At 60.5% G+C, this 21,782-nt stretch carries 26 protein-coding genes; 11 read left to right on the top strand and 15 right to left on the bottom strand.

Features of this window, described 5'->3' with window-relative positions; genetic code table 11:
* Positions 1 to 2: 2 nt before the first annotated feature.
* A complete protein-coding gene (gene pta / locus M5B98_RS21850; protein ID WP_248743951.1) occupies positions 3 to 2,102 on the bottom strand; it encodes a phosphate acetyltransferase in 2,100 nt (699 codons plus the stop codon).
* 61 nt (positions 2,103 to 2,163) lie between these two features.
* Positions 2,164 to 2,490 carry a DUF3565 domain-containing protein gene (locus M5B98_RS21845; RefSeq protein ID WP_085711877.1) on the bottom strand — a complete coding sequence of 109 codons (327 nt, stop codon included), beginning with the start codon at positions 2,488 to 2,490 and terminating at the stop codon, positions 2,164 to 2,166.
* Between M5B98_RS21845 and M5B98_RS21840 the strand changes: the two genes are divergently transcribed.
* From M5B98_RS21840 to M5B98_RS21830, 3 genes are all read left to right on the top strand, one after another.
* Positions 2,459 to 2,944 (top strand): FKBP-type peptidyl-prolyl cis-trans isomerase, encoded by a 486-nt coding sequence (locus tag M5B98_RS21840; RefSeq protein ID WP_085711766.1) that lies wholly within the window; start codon positions 2,459 to 2,461, stop codon positions 2,942 to 2,944. The genes M5B98_RS21845 and M5B98_RS21840 overlap by 32 nt on opposite strands.
* Positions 2,945 to 3,066: 122 nt before the next feature.
* A complete protein-coding gene (locus tag M5B98_RS21835; RefSeq protein ID WP_007959082.1) occupies positions 3,067 to 3,549 on the top strand; it encodes a glutathione peroxidase in 483 nt (160 codons plus the stop codon).
* A gap of 158 nt (positions 3,550 to 3,707) precedes the next feature.
* Positions 3,708 to 4,811 carry an NADH:flavin oxidoreductase gene (locus M5B98_RS21830; protein ID WP_248743950.1) on the top strand — a complete coding sequence of 368 codons (1,104 nt, stop codon included), beginning with the start codon at positions 3,708 to 3,710 and terminating at the stop codon, positions 4,809 to 4,811.
* Here the strand turns inward: M5B98_RS21830 and M5B98_RS21825 are convergent.
* Complete coding sequence (locus M5B98_RS21825; RefSeq protein WP_248743949.1) at positions 4,780 to 6,000, bottom strand: glycosyltransferase family 4 protein; 1,221 nt, start codon at positions 5,998 to 6,000, stop codon at positions 4,780 to 4,782. The genes M5B98_RS21830 and M5B98_RS21825 overlap by 32 nt on opposite strands.
* Before the next feature lie 42 nt (positions 6,001 to 6,042).
* Positions 6,043 to 6,795 carry a sulfate transporter CysZ gene (gene cysZ, locus M5B98_RS21820; protein WP_114881439.1) on the bottom strand — a complete coding sequence of 251 codons (753 nt, stop codon included), beginning with the start codon at positions 6,793 to 6,795 and terminating at the stop codon, positions 6,043 to 6,045.
* A 312-nt stretch (positions 6,796 to 7,107) separates the two neighbouring features.
* Between cysZ and trxB the strand changes: the two genes are divergently transcribed.
* Positions 7,108 to 8,070, top strand: a complete 963-nt coding sequence (gene trxB / locus M5B98_RS21815) for a thioredoxin-disulfide reductase (RefSeq protein ID WP_085711762.1) — start codon at positions 7,108 to 7,110, stop codon at positions 8,068 to 8,070.
* A 64-nt stretch (positions 8,071 to 8,134) separates the two neighbouring features.
* Here trxB and M5B98_RS21810 read toward each other — a convergent pair whose 3' ends face one another.
* The 6 genes from M5B98_RS21810 to M5B98_RS21785 form a co-directional block, all read right to left on the bottom strand.
* The gene (locus M5B98_RS21810) at positions 8,135 to 8,473 is read right to left on the bottom strand and encodes a HopJ type III effector protein (protein ID WP_085685761.1); all 339 of its coding nucleotides are present in this window, start codon (positions 8,471 to 8,473) and stop codon (positions 8,135 to 8,137) included.
* Positions 8,466 to 8,762: a DUF1244 domain-containing protein gene (locus M5B98_RS21805; protein WP_085711760.1), complete on the bottom strand. Its 297-nt coding sequence runs from the start codon at positions 8,760 to 8,762 to the stop codon at positions 8,466 to 8,468. Before M5B98_RS21805 ends, M5B98_RS21810 begins: the two co-directional genes overlap by 8 nt.
* 68 nt (positions 8,763 to 8,830) lie before the next feature.
* The gene (gene folX, locus M5B98_RS21800; protein ID WP_007957207.1) at positions 8,831 to 9,202 is read right to left on the bottom strand and encodes a dihydroneopterin triphosphate 2'-epimerase; all 372 of its coding nucleotides are present in this window, start codon (positions 9,200 to 9,202) and stop codon (positions 8,831 to 8,833) included.
* Positions 9,203 to 9,763, bottom strand: a complete 561-nt coding sequence (gene folE / locus M5B98_RS21795; RefSeq protein WP_248743948.1) for a GTP cyclohydrolase I FolE — start codon at positions 9,761 to 9,763, stop codon at positions 9,203 to 9,205. It lies immediately after the preceding gene.
* A 22-nt stretch (positions 9,764 to 9,785) separates the two neighbouring features.
* A complete protein-coding gene (folM, locus tag M5B98_RS21790; protein ID WP_248743947.1) occupies positions 9,786 to 10,496 on the bottom strand; it encodes a dihydromonapterin reductase in 711 nt (236 codons plus the stop codon).
* Positions 10,497 to 10,552: 56 nt separating this feature from the next.
* A complete protein-coding gene (locus M5B98_RS21785; protein WP_248743946.1) occupies positions 10,553 to 11,122 on the bottom strand; it encodes an antibiotic biosynthesis monooxygenase in 570 nt (189 codons plus the stop codon).
* 212 nt (positions 11,123 to 11,334) lie between these two features.
* Between M5B98_RS21785 and M5B98_RS21780 the strand changes: the two genes are divergently transcribed.
* A complete protein-coding gene (locus M5B98_RS21780; protein ID WP_248743945.1) occupies positions 11,335 to 12,294 on the top strand; it encodes a MerR family transcriptional regulator in 960 nt (319 codons plus the stop codon).
* A 3-nt stretch (positions 12,295 to 12,297) separates the two neighbouring features.
* Here the strand turns inward: M5B98_RS21780 and M5B98_RS21775 are convergent, their stop codons facing one another.
* Positions 12,298 to 12,903, bottom strand: coding sequence for a hypothetical protein (locus M5B98_RS21775; protein WP_248743944.1), 606 nt, complete (start codon positions 12,901 to 12,903; stop codon positions 12,298 to 12,300).
* A gap of 54 nt (positions 12,904 to 12,957) precedes the next feature.
* A complete protein-coding gene (locus M5B98_RS21770; RefSeq protein WP_248743943.1) occupies positions 12,958 to 13,434 on the bottom strand; it encodes a PAS domain-containing protein in 477 nt (158 codons plus the stop codon).
* A 153-nt stretch (positions 13,435 to 13,587) separates the two neighbouring features.
* On the opposite strand from M5B98_RS21770, the gene M5B98_RS21765 reads away from it, so the two are divergent.
* Positions 13,588 to 14,043 carry a flavodoxin gene (locus M5B98_RS21765; RefSeq protein ID WP_248743942.1) on the top strand — a complete coding sequence of 152 codons (456 nt, stop codon included), beginning with the start codon at positions 13,588 to 13,590 and terminating at the stop codon, positions 14,041 to 14,043.
* Here M5B98_RS21765 and M5B98_RS21760 read toward each other — a convergent pair.
* Positions 14,033 to 14,920: a LysR family transcriptional regulator gene (locus tag M5B98_RS21760; protein ID WP_248743941.1), complete on the bottom strand. Its 888-nt coding sequence runs from the start codon at positions 14,918 to 14,920 to the stop codon at positions 14,033 to 14,035. The genes M5B98_RS21765 and M5B98_RS21760 overlap by 11 nt on opposite strands.
* Before the next feature lie 95 nt (positions 14,921 to 15,015).
* On the opposite strand from M5B98_RS21760, the gene M5B98_RS21755 reads away from it, so the two are divergent.
* From M5B98_RS21755 to M5B98_RS21735, 5 genes are all read left to right on the top strand, one after another.
* A complete protein-coding gene (locus M5B98_RS21755) occupies positions 15,016 to 15,402 on the top strand; it encodes a CidA/LrgA family protein (protein WP_248743940.1) in 387 nt (128 codons plus the stop codon).
* Positions 15,392 to 16,078, top strand: a complete 687-nt coding sequence (locus M5B98_RS21750) for an LrgB family protein (protein ID WP_248743939.1) — start codon at positions 15,392 to 15,394, stop codon at positions 16,076 to 16,078. The genes M5B98_RS21755 and M5B98_RS21750 overlap by 11 nt, the downstream gene beginning before the upstream one ends.
* Before the next feature lie 131 nt (positions 16,079 to 16,209).
* Positions 16,210 to 16,992 carry a class II aldolase/adducin family protein gene (locus tag M5B98_RS21745; RefSeq protein WP_248743938.1) on the top strand — a complete coding sequence of 261 codons (783 nt, stop codon included), beginning with the start codon at positions 16,210 to 16,212 and terminating at the stop codon, positions 16,990 to 16,992.
* Entirely contained in the window at positions 16,992 to 17,894 is a 903-nt protein-coding gene (locus M5B98_RS21740) for an alpha/beta fold hydrolase (RefSeq protein ID WP_248743937.1), read from the top strand. Before M5B98_RS21745 ends, M5B98_RS21740 begins: the two co-directional genes overlap by 1 nt.
* A 152-nt stretch (positions 17,895 to 18,046) precedes the next feature.
* Positions 18,047 to 18,958, top strand: a complete 912-nt coding sequence (locus M5B98_RS21735) for an SDR family oxidoreductase (RefSeq protein WP_248743936.1) — start codon at positions 18,047 to 18,049, stop codon at positions 18,956 to 18,958.
* Between the two features lie 52 nt (positions 18,959 to 19,010).
* On the opposite strand, the gene M5B98_RS21730 is transcribed toward M5B98_RS21735, so the two are convergent.
* Positions 19,011 to 19,268, bottom strand: coding sequence for a hypothetical protein (locus M5B98_RS21730; RefSeq protein WP_248743935.1), 258 nt, complete (start codon positions 19,266 to 19,268; stop codon positions 19,011 to 19,013).
* The gene (locus M5B98_RS21725) at positions 19,265 to 21,373 is read right to left on the bottom strand and encodes an S-type pyocin domain-containing protein (RefSeq protein WP_248743934.1); all 2,109 of its coding nucleotides are present in this window, start codon (positions 21,371 to 21,373) and stop codon (positions 19,265 to 19,267) included. Before M5B98_RS21725 ends, M5B98_RS21730 begins: the two co-directional genes overlap by 4 nt.
* Positions 21,374 to 21,782 lie beyond the last annotated feature (409 nt).

Here is a 21,782-nt window from a genome sequence, read left to right as displayed (position 1 = left end):
GGTCAGATATCCAGAGGTCGGTTGGCAGCCTGAATCGCAGTCAGGGCGATGGTGTAGACGATGTCGTCGACCTGCGCGCCACGCGGCAGATCGTTCACCGGTTTGCGCAGGCCTTGCAGCATCGGGCCGAGGCTGACGCAATCGGCGCTGCGTTGCACGGCTTTGTGGGTGGTGTTGCCGGTGTTCAGGTCGGGGAACACGAACACCGTGGCGCGGCCGGCCACCTGACTGTTCGGTGCCAGTTGCCGGGCCACGGTTTCGTTGGCGGCGGCGTCGTACTGCAACGGCCCGTCGATCAGCAGCGAGTGCTGTTGCTCGTGGGCGAGCAGGGTGGCTTCGCGGACTTTCTCGACTTCCTCGCCGGTGGCGGATTCGCCGCTGGAGTAACTGATCATCGCCACCCGTGGCGTGATACCGAACGCGGCGGCCGAGTCGGCGCTTTGCAGGGCGATCTCCGCCAGTTCGGCGGCGCTCGGGTGCGGGTTCATCACGCAGTCGCCGTAGACCAGCACTTCTTCAGGGAAGAGCATGAAGAACACCGACGATACCAACGTGCAGCCGGGAGCCGTTTTAATCAGCTGCAAGGCCGGGCGGATGGTGTTGGCGGTGGTGTTGATGACGCCGGAAACCAGTCCGTCGACCTCATCCAGCGCCAGCATCATGGTACCGATCACCACGGTGTCTTCCAGCTGTTGCTCGGCCATCGGCGCGTTGAGGCTTTTGCTCTTGCGCAGGGCGACCATCGGTTCGACGTAGCGCTCGCGGATCAGATCCGGATCGAGGATTTCCAGCCCCGGCGGCAACACGATGCCCTGGGCCCGGGCGACGGCCTCGACGTCCGCCGGTTTGGCCAGCAGCACGCAACGGGCAATGCCGCGTTCCTGACAGATCGCCGCCGCTTGCACGGTGAACGGCTCGCTGCCTTCGGGCAGGACGATGCGTTTGTTGGCGGCCTGGGCGCGTTGAATCAGTTGATAGCGGAACACCGCCGGCGACAGGCGCATTTCCCGTGGGGTGCCGCAGCGCTGATGCAGCCAGTTGGCATCCAGATGGCTGGCGACGAAGTCGGTGATGATCTCCGCACGCTCGCGGTCATCGACGGGGATTTCCTTGTTCAGGCCATTGAGCAGGTTGGCGGTGTCGTAGGAGCCGGTGCTCACCGACAGCACCGGCAAACCGGCCTGCAACGCGCCACGGCACAGGTCCATGATGCGCGGATCCGGCAGGGTGTCGCTGGTCAGCAGCAGGCCGGCCAGCGGTACGCCGTTGATGGCCGCGAGGCTGACGGCGAGGATGATGTCGTCGCGATCTCCGGGGGTTACCACCAGCACGCCGGGCTTGAGCAGGTCCACGGTGTTGCGCATGGTGCGCGCGCAAATGATGGTCTTGGTCATGCGCCGGGTTTCGTAGTCGCCGGCGTTGAGCACCTGGGCGCCCATCAGGTCGGCGACGTCGCGGGTGCGCGGGGCGTTGAGTTCGGGCTGGAACGGAATGCAGCCAAGCAGACGGAAATCACCGCTGCGCAGCAATGGCGAATGCTCCTTCAGGCGCGCGGCGAAGGCGTCCATGCTTTCATCGGTCTTGACCTTGTTGAGGATCACGCCGAGGACTTTCGGGTCTTTCGGCCCACCGAACAGTTGCGCCTGCAACTCGACGCGGCCGGACAGTTCGGTGAGCACTTCGTTTTCCGGCGCCGAGACCAGAATCACCTCGGCATCCAGACTCTTGGCCAGGTGCAGGTTGACCCGCGCGGCATAGCTGGCGCTGCGGGTTGGTACCATGCCTTCGACGACAAGCACGTCCTTGCCGATGGCAGCCTGCTGGTAGAGCGCGATGATTTCTTCGAGCAACTCGTCGAGCTGACCGTCGCCAAGCATCCGCTCGACATGGGCCAGACCCAGTGGCTGCGGCGGTTTCAGGCCGTGGGTGCGGGCCACCAGTTCGGTGGAACGTTCTGGGCCGGTATCGCCCGGGTGCGGCTGGGCAATCGGTTTGAAGAAGCCGACTTTCAGCCCGGCCCGTTCCAGCGTCCGCACCAGCCCGAGGCTGATGGAGGTCAGACCCACACCAAAATCGGTGGGCGCGATAAAAAAAGTTTGCATGCGGATTCTCTAAGGGTGCATGGCAAGGGCGTGGGCCTATGGCTGGCCTTCCACCGATTTTTCAGGCGTCAAGGTTAGCGCTAACCGCGCCTTGAGCGCACCAACCGCAAGCAAAGGGTTGGCCTATTTTTTCAATACGTTGCGTTGCGTCCAGCACCCATGCCCGCGACTGCCAGGGCGGCTGGTGGCGCAGATGCTGGGTGTGGCCGCAGGAGAGCTCGGCCACCCAGTGACCGTCCTCGTCCTGATGGAAGCCTGTGATCGTCGAATCCCGTTTGTCAGGGTTGTGTTCGCTTTCGAGCGATTGCTTCGCTAAACTTGGCCTTTCTATATTCTTATGCAAAAGGTCTCGCCCCATGCTGATCGCCGCCAATAAGGCTGTCTCCATCGACTATACCCTGACCAACGACGCTGGTGAGGTCATCGACAGCTCCGCCGGCGGCGCTCCGCTGGTTTACCTGCATGGCGCAGGCAACATCATCCCGGGCCTGGAAAAAGCCCTGGAAGGCAAGGAAGTCGGCAACGAGCTGGAAGTTTCCGTCGAGCCGGAAGATGCCTACGGCGAGTACTCGGCCGAACTGGTCAGCACCCTGAGCCGCAGCATGTTCGAAGGTGTCGACGAGCTGGAAGTCGGCATGCAGTTCCACGCTTCGGCGCCGGACGGCCAGATGCAGATCGTCACCATCCGTGATCTGGACGGCGACGACGTGACCGTCGACGGCAACCACCCGCTGGCCGGTCAGCGCCTGAACTTCAAAGTGAAGGTCGTTGCCATCCGTGACGCCAGCCAGGAAGAAGTCGCTCATGGTCACGTCCATGGCGAAGGTGGCCATCACCACTGATTTTCTGCGCTAAGCTCAGAGAACTGGAGAGGCGCCCGAGGGCGCCTTTTTAGTCCGCGGCTGTCCTTGGTAGTCTCGCCAAGTGGCTGTTTCGAGTAGAACACGGGAATCTGGAGTTCGTCATGAGTGCTTTTCACGACCTTAAGTTGACAGCCCTGGATGGTCAGGAGCTACCGCTGGCACCCTTCAAGGGCCAAGTCGTGCTGGTGGTCAACGTCGCCTCCAAATGCGGCTTGACCCCACAGTACGCGGCGCTGGAAAACCTCTATCAGCAATACAAGGGCAAAGGCTTCAGCGTGCTGGGCTTGCCGTGCAACCAGTTTGCCGGTCAGGAACCGGGCAGCGAGCAGGAGATTCAGGAATTCTGCAGCCTCAACTATGGCGTGAGTTTTCCGTTGTCGAAGAAGCTCGAAGTCAACGGCCACGATCGTCATCAGCTCTACCGTCTGCTGGCGGGCGAAGGCGCGGAGTTTCCCGGCGACATCACCTGGAATTTCGAGAAATTCCTGCTCGGCAAGGACGGTCGTGTACTGGCCCGTTTCTCGCCGCGCACGGCACCGGATGATCCTTCGGTGATCACGGCGATTGAAAAAGCCCTGAGCTGAAACGCGAAAATCGCAGCCATCGAGCTGCGATTTTTTTTGCCTGCCTTTTGACCCTTAATCATTCAGATCAATAGTGCTATGACACTGTTGGAACTCCGCATATTATCGCCGTCATATTGAATTCAATGCCCGTCGATCAATTTTTCGTGGAGCCTCCCATGCCTGTCCAAGCCTTGTTCAAACCGTTCCAGCTCGGTGCCCTCGAACTGCCGACCCGCGTGGTCATGGCGCCGATGACCCGTTCGTTCTCTCCGGGTGGCGTACCCAATTCCAAAGTGATCGAGTACTACCGTCGTCGCGCGGCAGCGGGCGTCGGCTTGATCATTACCGAAGGCACCACCGTCGGCCATCAGGCCTCCAACGGTTACCCGAATGTGCCGCAGTTCTTCGGCGAAGCAGCGCTGGCCGGCTGGAAGAAAGTCGTCGACGCAGTGCACGCCGAAGGCGGCAAGATTGTTCCGCAACTGTGGCACGTCGGCAGCGTTCGCCGCATCGGCACCGAGCCGGATGCCAGCGTGCCGGGTTATGGCCCGACCGAGAAACTCAAGGACGGTCAGGTCGTGGTGCACGGCATGACCAGGCAGGACATCCAGGACGTGATCGCGGCCTTCGCCCAGGCTGCCAAAGATGCCCAGAGCATCGGCATGGACGGCGTGGAGATCCACGGCGCCCACGGTTACCTGATCGACCAGTTCTTCTGGGAAGGCAGCAACCAGCGCACCGACGAATACGGCGGCAGCCTGGCCAACCGGTCGCGTTTCGCCATCGAGCTGATTCAGGCTGTGCGCGCTGCCGTGGGCGAGGGTTTCCCGATCATCTTCCGCTTCTCGCAGTGGAAGCAGCAGGACTACACCGCGCGTCTGGTGCAAACCCCGGAGGCGCTGGGCGAGTTCCTCAAGCCGTTGTCCGACGCCGGCGTGGACATTTTCCACTGCTCGACGCGCCGTTTCTGGGAGCCGGAATTCGAGGGTTCCGAACTGAACCTGGCGGGCTGGACTCGCAAGCTGACTGGCAAACCGACCATCACCGTCGGCAGCGTCGGCCTCGATGGCGAATTCCTGCAGTTCATGGTCAACACTGACAAGGTCGCGCAACCGGCCAGTCTGGAAAAACTGCTGGAGCGTCTGAACAACGACGAGTTCGATCTGGTGGCAGTGGGTCGTGCGCTGCTGGTCGATCCGGACTGGGCGCAGAAAGTGCGCGAAGGCCGCGAGCAGGACATTCTGCCGTTCAGCCGTGAGGCGTTGATGACGCTGGTTTGATCGATGTGGGGGGCTTGTCGCGCAGGTCGCGGCAAGCTCCCTGCAAATGGTGTTCAAACTGCTCGATGATGGCCGCCCAGCCTTGGCGACTGGCATGTTGGCGGGCGTTCAATCTGACGCAGCGCAAGGTTTCATCCTCTTCCAGCAGCCACTGCGCTGCATCGCAAAACGCTTCTTCATCCCCCGGCATTGCCAGCACGCCGTTGTAGCCGTGGCGGATATGTTGTGCCGCCGCTGCCTGATCGTAGGCCACCACGCCAAGACCTGATGCCAGAGCTTCCAGAACGACGTTGCCGAAGGTTTCGGTCATGCTCGGAAACAGGAACAAATCGCCGGACGCATAGTGCGCCGCCAATGCTTCGCCACGTTGCGAGCCGCAGAAGATCGCGTCGGGCAATTCCTTTTCCAGAGCTACACGCTGCGGTCCGTCACCGACGATGATCAGCTTCAGATTGCGTTGCGGGTACGCGCCAGCGAGCTTGTCGAAGCAGCGTTTGAGCAGACCAAGATTCTTTTCGGGTGCCAGGCGTCCGACGTGAATCACGGCGATGTCCTGCTCGCTCAATCCCCATTGCTCACGCAGAGCGTTCAGGCGTTTGGTCGGGTGGAACAACTGGCTGTCGACGCCTCGGGACAGCAGCGCCAGACGATCGAAATGCCGCCGTTCCAGTTCCAGGCGCTGGCTGACGCTCGGCACCAGGGTCAGCGCCGAACGATTGTGAAACCAGCGCAGATAATGCGTCAGCAAACGCGTCAGCAGACCGAGACCGTACTGGTTGGTGTACTGCTGGAAATTGGTGTGGAAGCCGCTGACCACGGCGATGCCCAGGCGACGCGCCGCGCGCAGTGCCGACAACCCGAGCGGGCCTTCGGTGGCGATGTACAGCACGTCCGGGCGCTGACGTGTCCAGCGCCGCAATAATTTGTGCATTGACGACTGACCCCACTGCAACCCCGGATAACCCGGCAGTGGCCAACCCCGGCACAACAGCAAAGCGTCGTCCTCAGTGCGCTGAGGATCGTCACCCTGACGCGGGCGCACCAGCTCCACCCGATGCCCGCGCGCGCGCAAGCCGTCGCACAAGCGGCCAAGGGTATTGGCCACGCCGTTGATTTCCGGTGGGAAGGTTTCGCTGATCAGGGTGATATGTAGAGCTGTCGTCATGGCCTCAGTGTCGGCTGAGGCCATGTCGCGCTTGTGACGTTCGGATGATGGATTTGTGACGTGCGCTCAGCGTTGTGTCACGAGGTTTTCGGCACCGCGCTCGCGCACCCAGAACAGCGTAGCCCCGGCCACGGCAGCGGGCATCATCAGGATGTTCACCACCGGGATCAGCAGCGCCAGGTAGACGATCCCGCCGAAGCTCATGCTCTGCCAGCGCTTCTGCCGCAGCCAGGCGAGCATCTCGTTCCAGCCCAGTTTGTGGTTGTCCGCCGGGTAGTCGATGTACTGGATCGCCATCATCCACACACCGAACAGCAGCCACAGCGGCGCGGCGATAATGTTCACCATCGGGATGAACGACAGGATGAACAGGCCGATGGCCCGGGGCAGGAAGTAGCCGAGCTTGCGCATTTCCCGGGCGAGGGTGCGCGGGATCATCGCAATCAGTTCGCCCCAGCTGAAGGCCGGGAAATCGTCGGTGCCGCGCACCACGACTTCGACTTTCTCCGCGAGAAAGCCGTTGAACGGCGCGGCGATCACGTTGGCGAGCATGGTGAAAGTGAAGAACACCATCAACGCCACCAGCACCACGAACAGCGGCCACAGGATGTAGCTCAGAAAGCTCAGCCAGTCGGGGAGCGATGGCATCAGGGAATCGACCCACAGGCTGAACTGGTGACCGGCGAAATAGATCAATCCGACGAACAGCACCAGGTTGATCGCCAGCGGCAGCAGCACGAACAGGCGCAGGCCAGGACTCAGGACCAGTTTCAGGCCTTCGCGCAGGTATTGCGGGCCGGAGAGAACAGGGGCGGGCATAGGGTGCTCCGAGCAAGGGAAAACGCGCCGACCTTACCGGCTTTGCATAAGCTGTGAAAGCGCGGCAGCGGGATCGACATTCACTGTAACAAAGACGTCCATCTCGTCAGTGTGTCGGCATAGAGACCACCTATGAGCTGGATTGTTAAACCGTATTTCCTTAATCTTGCCCCCCTCGATACGCTGCACCCAACTTTTTACAGGACTGTCGAGCTCACGCCTTCCCCAAGGTTATCCACAGTCCTTTTTTATTCTCGCCGGCAGTCCGGCGTCCGCGCCTGATGTATCGGCCGGTCAACAGGAGACAGGTTCATGTCTGAAGTCCGTCATTCGCGAGTGATCATTCTCGGTTCCGGCCCTGCCGGTTACAGCGCTGCTGTCTACGCTGCCCGTGCCAACCTCAAGCCGCTGCTGATCACCGGCATGCAGGCCGGCGGTCAACTGACCACCACCACCGAAGTCGACAACTGGCCGGGCGACGTCCACGGCCTGACCGGTCCGGTGCTGATGGAGCGCATGCGCGAGCACGCCGAGCGTTTTGAAACCGAGATCGTCTTCGATCACATCAACGCCGTGGACTTCGCTTCCAAACCGTACAGCCTGACCGGCGACAGCGGCACCTACACCTGCGACGCCCTGATCATCGCCACTGGCGCCAGCGCTCGTTACCTGGGCCTGCCGTCGGAAGAAGCGTTCATGGGCAAAGGCGTTTCGGCCTGCGCGACCTGCGACGGTTTCTTCTATCGCAACAAGCCGGTGGCCGTGGTCGGTGGCGGCAACACCGCTGTCGAAGAAGCCCTGTACCTGGCCAACATCGCCAGCAAGGTCACCCTGATCCACCGTCGCGAAACCTTCCGCGCCGAGAAGATCCTGATCGACAAGCTCAACGCCCGTGTGGCCGAAGGCAAGATCGAGCTGAAACTGAACGCGACCCTGGACGAAGTGCTGGGCGACAACATGGGCGTGACCGGTGCGCGTCTGAAGAACAACGACGGCAGCTTCGACGAAATCAAGGTCGACGGCGTGTTCATCGCCATCGGCCACACCCCGAACACTTCGCTGTTCGAAGGTCAGCTGGAGCTGAAGGACGGTTACCTGGTGGTTCAGGGCGGCCGTGAAGGCAACGCTACCGCGACCAGCGTCGAAGGCATCTTCGCCGCCGGTGACGTGGCCGACCACGTTTACCGTCAGGCCATTACCTCGGCCGGCGCCGGCTGCATGGCGGCACTGGACACCGAGCGTTACCTGGACGATCTGCAGAACGCTTCGTTCTAAGATCACAGAAACGAAAAAACCGGCCAATTGGCCGGTTTTTTTGTGCCTGCGATTCGCTCGGGAATCAGCGGCGGGTCAGCGGCTGGGCGTCGAACTTCACCCCGGCCAGACCGTGCTGGATCAGCGCACGGATATTGCCGTGATCGCTGCCTTCAGGCGTTGCCACAACCGAACGGTAGTGTTCGCCGAACGCCAGCAGCGCTTCTTCATCGCTCAAGCCTTCCAGCAGCGCCAGACCCAACGTCTTGCACGAACCTTCGTTCTGCCCGGCCGCGTTTTCCACGCCGCCGTTGTTGAACGCCTGAGGCTGGTAGTCGTAACCGGCGGCGATGAACGCCAGGGTGTCGGCAAAAACGTGTTCGCCGCTCTTGAGGCTGGCGCGCAGGGTGTTCAGATCACTCATTGGGTTTTCCTTTGGCGAACGCCGCTTGTTGTTCGGCGCTGGCTTCTTGCTGATATTGGGCTTTCCACTCGGCGTACGGCATGCCGTAAACCACTTCACGGGCATCGTCGAGGCTGACCTCGATCTGGCGCTCGTCGGCGGCGGCCTTGTACCACTTCGACAGGCAGTTGCGGCAGAACCCGGAGAGGTTCATCAGGTCGATGTTCTGCACATCCTTGCGGCTGTCCAGGTGGGCGACCAGCCGGCGGAAGGCGGCGGCTTCGAGTTCGAGGCGTTGTTGCTCGGTCATGATGGGCTCTGTGCAGTCAAATCGTGGCGCGGATGATAAAAGTCTGACGCTTTAAGCGCCAGACGCACTCAGCGGCTCGCGGCGAGGGTGATCGATACCGACTCGGCAAAACGCAGCGCGTGCGGCTTGTCGACTTCGACCTCGGCGTACAGCACCGATTCGTTGGCCATCACCAGATCCAGCAACTCCTGGGTCAGGCGTTCGAGCAGCGCAAAACGGTTGCCCTCCACGTGGGCGATGATCGCCTTGGTGATGGTGCGGTAGTTCAGCGCGTGGTCGATGTCGTTGTCACGCACGGCTTCCTGCGCGGCGTACAGGATGGTCAGGTTGATCAGCACATCCTGCTTGTTGAGGATTTCGTCCTCGTTGATCCCGATAAAGGTGCGCAGGCGCAGATCCTTGACCCGGATGCGCGCCATTCCCGGTTGAAGTTGTGGCATTTACTTGCTCCGTCCAATCAATTGCAGGAACTCCTGGCGGGTGTTGCTCGACTCGCGGAAGGCGCCGAGCATGACCGAGGTGTTCATGGTCGAATTCTGTTTCTCGACACCGCGCATCATCATGCACATGTGCCGGGCCTCGATGACCACCGCGACACCGGCGGCATCGGTGACTTGCTGGACCGCCTCGGCGATCTGGCGGGTGAGGTTTTCCTGGATCTGCAGGCGGCGGGCGAACATGTCCACCAGCCGTGCGATCTTCGACAGTCCCAGTACCTTGCCTGTCGGAATATAAGCCACATGGGCCTTGCCGATGAAGGGCAGCAGGTGATGTTCGCACAACGAGTACAACTCGATGTCGGCGACGATGATCATCTCGTCGCTGTCGGACGCGAACAGCGCTCCGTTGACGATCTCGTCGACGCTCTGTTCATAGCCGTGACACAGATACTGCATGGCCTTGGCCGCGCGCACCGGCGTGTCGAGCAAGCCTTCACGGTCGGGATCTTCACCGAGGCCGATGAGGATCTCGCGGTAGTTTTCGGGCAGGGAACGGCTCATGGAACATCCTCGCGGGGGCGTTTTACTTGACGTGCCGCCCGCCGTTGACGGTCAGGGTGGTGCCGGTGACATAAGGGTTGTCGAGCAGATAGCGCAGGCTCTGATAGATCACTTCGCTGCCCGGCTCGATGCCCAGCGCGGACTTGGCCAGCGCCTTGGCGCGGTATGCCGCGTCGTCGTCGGGATTGAACAATAGCAGGGCCGGTGCGATGCCGTTGACCTTGATTGACGGGGCGTAACGCGCGGCGAAGGACAGCGTGAGGCTGTCGAGCCCGGCCTTGCTGGCGCAGTAGCCGATATGTTTGCTGCTGCCCTTGCGGGTGACGTCGTCGCTGATGTGGATGATGTCGGCGGGGCTCGAACGTTGCAGCAGATCGGCGCAATGCAGGTTGATCAGGTACGGCGCCAGCATGTGAATGTTGAACATACGGGTGAAGGCTTCGGCCTCACAGTCGCCGTTTTCCGCCAGCCATTCGGAGGCGTTGTGCACGATGGCCCGCAGGCTGTCGGTGTGGGTTTTCAGTTCAGCGATGAAAGCGAGGATCGAGGCCTCACTGGAAAAATCCGCGAATACCCCGATGGCCCCCAGATCCCTTAACGTTTTCACACCGGGACGTTCGCTGCGGTAGGTGAAGATGACCCGGTGGCCGTCTTCCAGCAGTCGCTGCGCGCAATGCAGCCCGACGCGCTGGCCGGCGCCAGTGATGAGAATGGGGGCTGTGGAAAGGGTCATGAACGGCTCGCGTCGAGGTCAGTGTAAAAACTATAACAGCGACGCGAGCGATGGTTTCAGCGATTTTGCGCGGGCGCCGCACCGGGCAATGGACGGGCCGGGGCGCTGTTGAGCCAGCCGGCCAGCAGACGCGTCGACAGCGGGATGAAGAAATAGACCATCAACGGTGTCAGGCACAGCGTGCTGATGAATACGCGGGGCAACAGGCTCATTTCTCCGAGCAGCGGACCGAGCACGAAGTTGAACAGCAGCGACACCGGGAAGAACGCCAGCCAGATGGCTACGGCCTGTCTCCAGCGCGGTGGGCGGACGCCTGCTGCGCCGAACCAGCCTTCGATGCCGCTGACCCGATGTTCCTTCGGATGGGCGAACAGATCACTGCCACGGGACAGCCACGCGGTGCGCGACGCCGAGTGCTCCCAGGCATGCAGGGTCTGCTCGTCGACAAAGCGGAAAATGATCTGAAACTCATTGTCGCCGGGAGGCGGAGCCAGGACGCCGGAACCGAGATAACCGGGGAAATCGGTGGCCAGTTGTTCGCCTTCGCGCAGCCAGGCGATCAGGTCCTGATAGCGGCCATCGGCGACGCGACGGGCGACCATCAGCGTGACGGGGGAAGTAGACATTGTGTATCTCCGAATTGCATATGCGTCGCTCCGGGTAGGAGTTTCGCCTGACGCAGCGCCGGGGTAGAGGGCTGCGCTTTCGACAAGCAAGGATTATTCCTGATTATTGTGACGAAACCAGAGACGTTCGTCCCATTTCATCGCTTGAATCGGAATGGGGCATCAGAGGTAGAATGGGATCCAACTACGCCAACAAGGACGTGTCCGCACACATGCCTGTCATTACTGACGTTCGCCTTGCCTCGCAGGTCTCTGTTGCGCTTGAGCGCGAGGAGCTTTTCCCCATACGCGAGGTGGCACGGCTGACCGGCGTCAATCCGGTCACCCTGCGCGCATGGGAGCGGCGTTATGGTCTGATCCAGCCGACACGCACCGAAAGTGGGCACCGGTTGTATTCGATGACCGATATCGAGCGCGTTCGCAGTATCGTCGACTGGATCGATCGCGGTGTCTCGGTGAGCAAGGTCGGCAGGATCCTGGCCAAGACCGAGCCGATGAAGGCGTTGGCACACATCATTCCCGATGACCTGGTGCAGGCTGACTACCTGCAATGGCAGGAGCAGGTTCAGCGAGCGGTCAGTTCGTTCGATGACCAGGAACTGGATCGGGTCTACGGGCAGATTTTCTCTTCCTACACGCTGCCTGTGGTGTTCCAGGACATCCTGATGCCGCTGTGGCTGCAGCTGTTGCAGCGCCAGGACTCATTCGGGCAAACCAGCGAGTGGCTGTTCCTGGACGGTTTCCTGAGGGCGCGGGTACTGCAGCGCATCGTGGTGTTGCGTGGCTCGCATCCGCGCAAGGTGATCGTCAGTGCCCTGGCCGGGCAATGCCGCGAGCTCGAGCTGCTGGTGGCGGCACTGTTTCTCAGTGGCAACGATGCAGGCGTTCGGGTGCTGACCACCGGCCAGCCGTTCGATGAGCTGACGCTGGTTTGTGAAAAGATAAAACCCCAGGCGCTGGTGCTGTTTTCCAATCACGCCCCTACCGCGGAACTGCCCCGACGTCTGAACCGCCTGGCCCTGAGTCTGGATTGTCAGCTGATGCTGGCGGGCGATGCGTCGGATCTGGCGCAGGACAGCCTGGCTGGATCATCGGTGGGCTGTCTGGGCAATGAAGGGTCAACCATGCGCCAGCGTCTGAACCAGTTTCTCGCGGGGACGCTGGATACCTGAGGCTCAGGTGTGCAGGGCGGGGTGAGTCAGGCGATGTTGCTGAAGGATGAACTGGCGCAGACGTTCGGTTTCGTCGGTATCACTCTGGCTCAAATCGTAGGCGAAGAAACCGTTTTCGGTTTCCCGTTCGAAAGTGCCGCGCAGGGAAATCCGCTCATAGCCTGAAGGGCTGAACCACAGGGCGAAATGCTTCGGCGGCTTGGTCTTGTTGCGCACTTCCAGCAGCACGCCCTTATGCGAAACCTCGTGAACCCACAACATGCCCGGCTGGCCCTGGGCATTCTCCAGGGCTACCGGTTCTTCAAGGGCCAGACGCCAGGGGCGAACCATCGGTCCGTCTTCATAGATGCTCGGCACACCCAGACGCAAATGCAGGGCATGGAATTCGTCTTCCACCAGATGCAACGGAAAGGTCATCTGCTGGTTTTCGAAGTTGGCCTGGATGGTGACTTGCTCATGGGCCGCCAGGCGCGTGAGCAGATCACGGATCTGCGAACCACCATTGACCAGCAGGCTCGACGTCGCATCCCGCACATTGAGCTGCGGGTTGTGTTGCATGGTCTGGATGAAATCCAGCTCATCCTGGGTCAGGAGGGCGTCGCGTTGCATGGCTAGCTCGAAATAAATAATTACAAAGTCATTGGTGATTGTAGTTAATGACACTTAGTTCGCTGTTTTGTTTGCGCCGTTCGTCGTTTTCACGGCCGCCAGTTCTGCCTCGAGAGCCGCGACCTGGGCTTCCAGTTGCGCCACTCGCTGCTGCGCCTTGACCTGAACGGTCACGTCCTTTTGCACACCAACAAAGTAAGTCTGTCCATCATCGGCGTTTTTTACCGTCGACAGCGACAGCTCGTTCCAGAACGGCGTGCCGTCCTTGCGATAGTTACGGATGATTTCCCGACACGAACCGTTATTGCGCAAAGCTTCGCGAATCAGTGGCAGATTTTCCTGGTTCCGGTCTCCGGCCTGCAGAAAACGGCAATCCTGATACAGGATCTCTTCACTGGTGTAACCCGTCAGGCGTTCAAAAGCCGGGTTCACGTAAATCAGGATGTTGTCTTCCTTGCCTTCTCGCTCGGCCACCACGATTCCATCATTCGACGCGTTGATCACCATTTGCAGCAGGCTGGCATTGATCATCTTTGAATCCTTTCAAGGTTGTCGGTGGCAGGCATTCTAGAAGATCAATCAGCGCTGTCTACTGGCCATCAGCGCTTATCGAGAGCCAATCGCAACATTGCGTCGGTGGCTGTTACTATCGCCGCTCTTTTTTTCAGTTTCAGGATCAGATTGATGAAAGTCGCCATCCTCTCCGGCTCGGTGTACGGCACGGCCGAAGAAGTCGCTCGCCACGCGCAAAGCCTGCTGAAAGCCGCCGGTTTTGAAACCTTCTACAACTCGCGCGCCAGCCTCGCCGATCTCCAGAACTTTGGCCCCGAGGCGTTGCTCACCGTGACTTCGACCACCGGCATGGGCGAGTTGCCGGACAACCTGCAACCGCTGTATTCAAGCATTCGCGACCAGTTGCCGGCGGCCTGGCGCGGTTTGCCTGGCGCGGTGATCGCCTTGGGCGACGCCAGTTACGGCGACACGTTCTGCGGCGGTGGCGAGCAGATGCGTGAATTGTTCGGTGAGCTGGGCGTGCGTGAAGTGCAGGACATGCTGCGTATCGACGCCAGCGAAAGCGTCACCCCGGAAACCGACGCAGAGCCATGGCTCGAGCAGTTGATCGCCACGCTCAAAGGCTGATATCGCGTTCGCGCAGCAGCGCGAGCCAAGCCTGCGCCGCCTTCGACAGATAGGCGCCCCGGCGCCAGATGAACGCGATATCCCAGCGCAGATAGTCCGGCGCATTCAAGGCCAGGCGCACCACGCCTGGCCGCACCAGACCGCGGGCCACCACGCTGGGCAGCAGCACCACGCCTTGCCCGGCGGCCACCAGCGCCGCGAGAAAATCCGCCTGACCGCTACGGCCACCTTCCTTCGGGGTGAAGCCCATCTGCTGGCACGCCTGAAGCAAACGGTCATTGAGCACGAAACTGCGCTGATACAGCAGAAACGGCGTGTCGGCCAGTTCCTCCAGACCGATTTCACCTTTCGTCGCCAACGGGTGATCCACCGGCAGCAGCGCATCGAGCGGCTCATCGCAGAACGGCTGGAAGTCGAACTGAGGATCTTTCGGCAGCAGACTGCCGCCCAGCTCCAGTTCCCCGCTCAGCACCGCCTGTTCGACATTGCGGCTGCCGCCTTCGAGCAATTGCACGCTGATGTTCGGGTAGCGCCGTCGGTATTCGGCGAACAGCCCGGCGAACAGCGCATCGCTGCCCAGCAAGGGCAAGCCGAGGCGCAACTCGCCCCGGGCCAGATGACTGAGATCATCCAGTTCCGTGAGCAATTCATCGCGCAGGCGCAGCATGCCTTCGGCCCGTTGCAGCACCACGCTGCCGGCGGCGGTCAGGCGCAATTGCGAGCCCAGGCGATCGAGCAGCGGAGTGCCGAGGCTCTGTTCGAGCTGGGCGATCTGCTTGCTCACGGCGGACTGACTGATGTGCAGGGTTTTCGCCGCTTGGGTGAAACCGCCCTGATGCATGACTTCGACAAAGCTTTTGAGCTGTTTGAATTCCATGGCCTGATTCCGGATTGGAATGGCTTTGAGTCTAACAATTCGCTTTGGAGATGGCAGTCGGCTTCGTAAAATAGGCCCCTGAAAGGAGCCCACCGATGAAAGCCTCAACCCTCAAATATCTCTCTCGCCTGCTGGCCGAACTGGCCGTGCTGCTCGGTCTCTACCTGCTCGGCTGCGAACTGGCGACGTGGCTGGCATGGCCGATCCCCGGCGGCGTGATCGGCATGGCACTGTTGCTGCTGGCGTTTGCATTCGGCTGGGTCAAGCCGGCGGCGCTGCAAATGGGCGCGGGATTGCTGATGGCCGAGATGCTGCTGTTCTTCATTCCGGCGCTGATGAGCCTGCTGGATTACGGCGCCCTGTTGCGTGATGACGGCTGGCGGATTCTGCTGGTGATAGCGGCGAGCACGCTGATGGTGATGCTGGTGACGGCGTTCACCGTTGAATTGGCCGTGCGCCTGAGGCGGTCCCATGAAGCTTGAGCTGATGCCGATGTTCTGGCTGGCGTTCACCTTGCTGGCCTACCTGTTCAGTCGCTGGTTGTATCGCCGTACCGGGCGCTACTTGCTGTCGCCGCTGATTCTGGTCCCCGCGTTGCTGCTGGCGCTCGCGGTGCCATTGCATACCGCTTATGCCGAGTACTCAAGCAACACCCACTGGCTGATGCTGGTGCTCGGCCCGGTCACCGTCGCGTTTGCGGTACCGATCTGGCAACAGCGACGTTTGCTGGCGCGGCACTGGTCGGCGTTGCTGCTGGGCATGCTGGCTGGCAGTGTCGCATCAATTGCCACCTCGTTCGGTCTGGCCAGGGCTTTGGCGCTGGACAGCTCGGTGACGCTGTCACTGGTGCCACGCTCGATCACCACGCCGTTTGCCATGCCGCTGGCGCAGGATCTCGGTGGGGTGCCGGAATTGACGGCGGTGTTCGTGATGTTCACCGGGGTGTTCGGCGCGATGCTGGGTGGTGTGCTGCTCAAGTGGCTGCCACTGCGCAGCGCCTTGGCGCGGGGAGCCTTGTTTGGCGTTGGTGCCCATGGTGCGGGCGTCAGTCGCGCTCATGAAGTGGGTGGTGAAGAGGGTTCGGTGGCGGGGCTGGTGATGGTGCTCACCGGGCTGCTCAATCTGTTCGCCGCACCTTTGTTGGCGTCGTTGCTTTGACATGGATCCAAGCAGTTTGCGCAGCTGACTCGCTCAGTCATCAAGCTGGCTGCCAATGCAACTACGCGAAACCCCGGGGCTGACTAGACTGCTGACACCTGCCGAGAAAAACAAAAACAGAGGTGCATACAGTGAGCGTAGCCCCCGTCCCTTCTTCCTTGAATGTCAAAGATCAGGTCAGTGCTGCGGAGTGGCAGACCCGAGTCGATCTCGCCGCCTGCTATCGACTGGTTGCCTTGCATGGCTGGGACGATCTGATCTTCACCCACATCTCGGCCAAGGTGCCCGGCACCGAAGATTTCCTGATCAACCCGTTCGGGATGATGTTCCATGAGATCACCGCGTCCAGCCTGGTGAAGGTCGATCAGGCCGGCAACAAGCTCATGGAAAGCCCCTACGAAATCAATCCTGCCGGCTACACCATTCACAGCGCCGTCCATGAAGTGCGCCATGATGTGACCTGCGTGCTGCACACCCACACCGCTTCCGGTGTCGCTGTGTCGGCGCAGAAGCAGGGCGTGCTGCCGATCAGCCAACAGTCCTTGTTCGTGCTGTCGAGCCTGGCCTTTCACGCTTATGAAGGCGTGGCGCTCAATCACGAAGAGAAGGCCCGGCTGCAGGCCGACCTCGGCGACAACAATTTCCTGATGCTGCACAACCACGGTCTGCTGACCTGTGGCGGCACCATCGCCGACACGTTCCTGATGATGTTTACCTTTCAGCGTGCCTGCGACATTCAGGTCATGGCGCAGACCGGCGGTGCCGAACTGATCGCCATCGAACCGCAGATTCTGGCGGGCGCCAAAGCGATGATCGCCGGCGTCACCAAAAGTGCTCAAGGCATGGGCGGCGCGCTGGCCTGGCCGGCGTTGCTGCGCAAACTCGATAAACAAGACCCGGGGTATAAACTCTAATGCCTCTCGCCGAGATTCCTCTGAGTGCCTGGCGCAAACGCAGCCAGTCGTTTGTCTTCCGTGGCCAGCCGATCCGTTACTGGACGGCCGGGCAGGGCGAACCGCTGCTGCTGATCCACGGCTTCCCGACGGCCAGTTGGGACTGGCATTACCTGTGGCAGCCACTGGCCCAGCGCTTTCGGGTGATCGCCTGCGACATGCTCGGCTTCGGCGACTCGGCCAAACCGCTGAACCACACCTACAGCCTGCTGGAGCAAGCCGATCTGCAACAGGCGTTGCTCGCGCATCTTCAGGTCGAGCAACCGGTGCATCTCCTTGCCCATGACTACGGCGACAGCGTTGCCCAGGAACTGCTGGCCCGGCATTACGAAGAGAAGATCGAAGTCGCCAGTTGTGTGTTCCTCAACGGTGGTCTGTTCCCGGAAACCCATCGGCCACTGCTGGCGCAAAAGCTGTTGCTCAGCCCGCTGGGCTGGATGATCGGCCGAGCGTTTACCCGCGATGCACTGGTGAAAAGCTTCCGGCAGATCTTCGGCCCGGACACCCGGCCCAGCGAAAGTGAAATGGACGACTTCTGGAGCCTGGTCGAATGCAATCGCGGGCCGCGCATCATGCACAAGCTGATCAACTACATTCCGGAACGCCGGGTGCAGCGAGATCGCTGGGTCGCGGCAATGCAGCGTGGCGAGGTGCGGCTACGAGTGATCGACGGCGAAGTCGATCCGATCTCCGGTGCACACATGGTCGAGCGTTATCGCGAGTTGATCCCCGATGCGGACACTGTGCTGTTGCCCGGCATCGGTCATTACCCGCAAAGCGAAGCGCCGGTGCAGGTGCTCAAGCACTACCTGGAATTTCGCGACCACTTCGTGCTGCCGCCGCGCAAGGTGGCGTGCTCCTGATCGACGTGCAGAGGCGCGTTGCGCCTCTGCACGGTTTCATCATCCCCCAGCCTTATCGCGCACCATTCAGCCTCAGCCGTGTTCGTTGTGACCACACGCTCTGTGCCTGACACTCGGGGACACTGTCCCTCAGGCCTGCTGGAGTTGCCTCGATGAATGAGTCTGTGCGTTTTGAAGATAAAGTCGTGATCGTCACCGGAGCCGGTGGTGGCCTGGGGCGCGCTCATGCTTTGCTGTTCGCCAAACAGGGCGCCAAAGTGCTGGTCAACGACCTCGGCGGCTCGACCCAGGGCGAAGGCGCCAACGCTTCGGCCTCCGACCGCGTGGTGGCGGAAATCCGCGAGGCCGGCGGCATTGCCGAAGCCAACCATGACTCGGTGACCGACGGCGACAAACTGGTGCAGAACGCCCTCGATGTATTTGGTCGCGTCGATGTGGTGGTCAACAACGCCGGCATCCTGCGCGACAAGACCTTTCACAAGATGGAGGACGCTGACTGGGATCTGGTCTATCGCGTCCACGTCGAAGGCGCCTACAAAGTGACCCGCGCCGCATGGCCACACCTGCGCGAGCAGAACTACGGTCGAGTGATCTTCACCGCGTCAACGTCGGGCATCTATGGCAACTTCGGCCAGTCCAACTACGGCATGGCCAAACTCGGTCTCTACGGCCTGACCCGCACCCTGGCGATCGAAGGTCGCAAGAACAACATCCTGGTCAACGCCATCGCACCCACCGGCGGCACGCGCATGACCGAAGGCCTGATCCCGCCGCAAGTGTTCGAACAACTCAAACCGGAACTGGTCAGCCCGCTGGTGGTGTACCTGGCCAGCGAACAGTGCCAGGAAACCTCGGGCCTGTTCGAAGTCGGCGGCGGCTGGATGGGCAAGGTGCGCTGGGAACGCAGCCTGGGCGCCGGGTTCGATCCGCGCGTCGGGTTCTCGCCGGAAGATGTGGCGGCGCACTGGCAGCAGATCTGTGATTTCGAAGGGGCGGCGCATCCGAAGGACAACATTGAAGCGCTGAAGGAGATGATGGGGAATTTGCAGAAGTTTTCGTTGTAGCTTGAAGTGGCCACCAGGCGGGAGCCTGGTGGCTGATTGGCTGATTAGCTGGTCAGGTGTATCTGTTTTCGGTCATGAACTTTGGAGGGGACCAGTTCGGGCCTTTCTTGGCCAATCCTTTCTCGCCGGTTGCCAATATTCCCTCTTCAAAGAGTTTTGCATAAGACCTTTGAAGTTCCCCATGCCTGATGGATTCAGGATTAAAACGCGAGATCATCATGTCCAGATGTGGATGGGCTTTGAATAGCGCGAATACAGTGACGATATCGTCGAGTGGTTCATTTAATACAATCTGTTCAATGGTGTTCATTTCCACATCTCCTTCAAGAACTCTCGGAACTCACGTTCCTGCTGGTCATTGTCAGCAGCTAATGCCTCAGCGGTATAAAGCAGGGTAGGGTCATCCTTTAATTGAAAGTCTTCCAAAGTGGCCGTATGCGCATTGTTCCAGATTGGCGTATTCGTACCGGGGCCTTCGGTATCGCTGATCCCAAGTGCCCGGAAACGCTCAAGCTCTCTGATTTCATGAGAGTAGTAGCGTTTGTCCGTGTCGGTTATATCTAACTCCCCTCTGATGATTCTTTCGAGTCGATCAATCATTACCTCGTTGGCTGCGGACCTTGGAAGCCGGGCTGTATGCAGTTTGACGAGCTCCAATCCGTCCTCTGAGGTTCTCATCGGATTCCAATCCAGTTTTTGAATTTCTCCGCCAGCTCTATCCGGATTGAAATCGCGCCCACTATGCGTTCCTTCGACATCGGCTCCCTCATAAGGACTGCTGAAAACCACATAAAGCGGTTCAATCCCCGAATCAGCCGGAAACACGATGATGAATCGATCCCAGCCTTCCACCAGAATCGGATTCAAATCCAGCCGTCCTTCCACCGGCACGATGGACACACCGGAATAAGCGGAAGAATCGGTATCCACTACTGGCGATGCGGTCGAGGCGCCACCCGGCGAGATAGCGGGTGTCCAGGTCAAGTAGTCGGTGGGCGAGTCCGATAGCGCGACCTTGTATACGTTGTTGAGCAGATCGTAGGCGGCATTCAGGACCAGCACACTTGAGCGAATATGGAAGTCATCGCTCGTAGCGACGAACACTTGCATACCGGTACCGAGTCGCCTGAGGCCGAGCCCGGCGTGCATCTCCAGCGTACCCTGTCGATCGGCGATTTCGCGGAGCGTCTCTGCCGGCTCGGACGACAACTCGGCGAGAGGAACACTCATGGAAAAGCGCTCGCCGTTGCCCAGATTTGAAGGCATCAACAGCGCCGCGAACCCCATCAATACCGGACTGCCGAACAGCGCCGTGCCCGTCGCTGTCAGGGTCGCTGTTGCGGTACGTAATGCATTGAGTACTCCCGCCGAGGTAGCAGGGCTGAGGCTGACCGCAGTCGAAGCGAAAGAAACGACCGGGCCGTTGCTGGCCATTGCTCCGGAAGCCGGAAAGACATGCTTCCTTTCCTCCTGTAACCGAGCCTGTTCTGCCGCAAGCGCCCGTGCCGCTGTCTCAGCTTTGGCTTGTGCCTCGGCCTGGGCGATCTTCAACGCAGCCACCCGCTCTTTCTCCCGAGCTTCAGCCTCAGCGTTCAGGCGCGCGGTCTCAGCCGACTGTCGAGCCTGTTCGGCCTCCCGAAGTTGTTTCTCCACCAACGCGGCCAGTCGAGCCTGTTCGCGTGCACCTAGTTCTTCCTGTTCCCGGCGCGCGGCCTCGGTAATATCTCGCTGGCGCTGTTGCTCCGCAGCAATTCGGGCATGTTCCGCGGCTTGCCGCTGCGCCTCTGCCGCAGCGGCCTGATCCTGTGCCTGCACGGTGGCCAGCCAGTTGAGCACGCCGACCTGTTGCTGGTTGAGAAGCGCCAATGTCTGGCCCAGCAGCCGGGCTTCGTGGGCGGCCCGCAACGATTCACTCCATAACGCCCTGCTCTTGACCCCCGCGCCGTGCGCCCGCCGAATGGCCGATGCCTGATCCAGGTAATCCTTGAAAGTTTTCCCCAGCGGATCGCTGCCATAAAAGCGGTTGGCGATGGCGGTCTGCCTTTGAAACTCTGCGCTCTTGCGTTGAATCAGCGTGTTCCTGACGCCGACTTCGCGTGCCAATGCCGCTGCGGGTGGCAGAGGGTTCGTCGGGCCTTCCAGTCTGGTGGCTGCCAATTCCACTTCGATGGATTGTGGAATCGAGGCGGCTTTTGCGTTGAACTCCTGTTCAACGGCAAGTTGTGTTTCATGCATCAATTGACGCGTTTGCGAATTGGCACCGGCAGGGCCGAATGTGCCGCTGTAGGAATAACCCACATTGGTTTCTTTGAATGGCTCGTAATCATCCGGGGCGAACTCCCGGATATGTAATGCGTCCAGCTCTAACGGTGGAGGTTTTGGCATATTCATGTCCTTTTGAATGTGCGTTTTCATTCGCTCGAAAAATGCCCGCGGGGGCTATGACATCCGTGTCACCGGCGAATGGTTGAGGTGTTTCAGGTTACCTCGGAGTGGCGGTGATCAAATCTGAGAAGCCCGTAAGTAACAGGGCGTTGTGTGGGAAGGGTTTTCGCGGGTTGTTGTTAATGCAGAAGGGATTCGTTCGGAACTCAAGGAAATGTCTGACGCGGTTATCGGAGGATCTTTGCAGAACCGCCATCCACGCTTTTTTAAACGCCCATAAAAAAGGCCGCTGCAAACGCAGCGGCCAAGGTAAGACGTTGGATCAAGGAGCTACAAATCAACGTCAGTGAACACCTGGGCGATGGAGCGAAAAAAGGCTTCGGTCCATCAGAAATCGGTTGCCGACGACTCGGTCGCGGACTTTTGCTTCGTGGCTGTC

It is taken from the genome of Pseudomonas sp. MWU12-3088 (assembly GCF_023242405.1).
Lineage (GTDB): Bacteria > Pseudomonadota > Gammaproteobacteria > Pseudomonadales > Pseudomonadaceae > Aquipseudomonas > Aquipseudomonas kribbensis.
The sequence above is the reverse complement of the archived record's forward strand: the minus strand, read 5'-3'. Positions and strand labels throughout refer to the sequence as shown.

Coding starts and splice junctions, on each gene's coding strand:
- M5B98_RS21835 (WP_007959082.1), top strand. CDS start 3,067: ATGAGTGCTTTTCACGACCTTAAGTTGACAGCCCTGGATGGTCAGGAG.
- folM (WP_248743947.1), bottom strand. CDS start 10,496: ATGACCCTTTCCACAGCCCCCATTCTCATCACTGGCGCCGGCCAGCGC.
- M5B98_RS21760 (WP_248743941.1), bottom strand. CDS start 14,920: ATGGAATTCAAACAGCTCAAAAGCTTTGTCGAAGTCATGCATCAGGGC.
- M5B98_RS21785 (WP_248743946.1), bottom strand. CDS start 11,122: ATGTCTACTTCCCCCGTCACGCTGATGGTCGCCCGTCGCGTCGCCGAT.
- M5B98_RS21740 (WP_248743937.1), top strand. CDS start 16,992: ATGCCTCTCGCCGAGATTCCTCTGAGTGCCTGGCGCAAACGCAGCCAG.
- M5B98_RS21805 (WP_085711760.1), bottom strand. CDS start 8,762: ATGACCGAGCAACAACGCCTCGAACTCGAAGCCGCCGCCTTCCGCCGG.
- M5B98_RS21755 (WP_248743940.1), top strand. CDS start 15,016: ATGAAAGCCTCAACCCTCAAATATCTCTCTCGCCTGCTGGCCGAACTG.
- M5B98_RS21780 (WP_248743945.1), top strand. CDS start 11,335: ATGCCTGTCATTACTGACGTTCGCCTTGCCTCGCAGGTCTCTGTTGCG.
- folX (WP_007957207.1), bottom strand. CDS start 9,202: ATGCCACAACTTCAACCGGGAATGGCGCGCATCCGGGTCAAGGATCTG.
- M5B98_RS21810 (WP_085685761.1), bottom strand. CDS start 8,473: ATGAGTGATCTGAACACCCTGCGCGCCAGCCTCAAGAGCGGCGAACAC.
- M5B98_RS21750 (WP_248743939.1), top strand. CDS start 15,392: ATGAAGCTTGAGCTGATGCCGATGTTCTGGCTGGCGTTCACCTTGCTG.
- folE (WP_248743948.1), bottom strand. CDS start 9,763: ATGAGCCGTTCCCTGCCCGAAAACTACCGCGAGATCCTCATCGGCCTC.
- M5B98_RS21825 (WP_248743949.1), bottom strand. CDS start 6,000: ATGGCCTCAGCCGACACTGAGGCCATGACGACAGCTCTACATATCACC.
- trxB (WP_085711762.1), top strand. CDS start 7,108: ATGTCTGAAGTCCGTCATTCGCGAGTGATCATTCTCGGTTCCGGCCCT.
- M5B98_RS21730 (WP_248743935.1), bottom strand. CDS start 19,268: ATGAACACCATTGAACAGATTGTATTAAATGAACCACTCGACGATATC.
- pta (WP_248743951.1), bottom strand. CDS start 2,102: ATGCAAACTTTTTTTATCGCGCCCACCGATTTTGGTGTGGGTCTGACC.
- M5B98_RS21735 (WP_248743936.1), top strand. CDS start 18,047: ATGAATGAGTCTGTGCGTTTTGAAGATAAAGTCGTGATCGTCACCGGA.
- M5B98_RS21845 (WP_085711877.1), bottom strand. CDS start 2,490: ATGGAGACAGCCTTATTGGCGGCGATCAGCATGGGGCGAGACCTTTTG.
- M5B98_RS21775 (WP_248743944.1), bottom strand. CDS start 12,903: ATGCAACGCGACGCCCTCCTGACCCAGGATGAGCTGGATTTCATCCAG.
- cysZ (WP_114881439.1), bottom strand. CDS start 6,795: ATGCCCGCCCCTGTTCTCTCCGGCCCGCAATACCTGCGCGAAGGCCTG.
- M5B98_RS21840 (WP_085711766.1), top strand. CDS start 2,459: ATGCTGATCGCCGCCAATAAGGCTGTCTCCATCGACTATACCCTGACC.
- M5B98_RS21830 (WP_248743950.1), top strand. CDS start 3,708: ATGCCTGTCCAAGCCTTGTTCAAACCGTTCCAGCTCGGTGCCCTCGAA.
- M5B98_RS21770 (WP_248743943.1), bottom strand. CDS start 13,434: ATGATCAATGCCAGCCTGCTGCAAATGGTGATCAACGCGTCGAATGAT.
- M5B98_RS21725 (WP_248743934.1), bottom strand. CDS start 21,373: ATGAAAACGCACATTCAAAAGGACATGAATATGCCAAAACCTCCACCG.
- M5B98_RS21765 (WP_248743942.1), top strand. CDS start 13,588: ATGAAAGTCGCCATCCTCTCCGGCTCGGTGTACGGCACGGCCGAAGAA.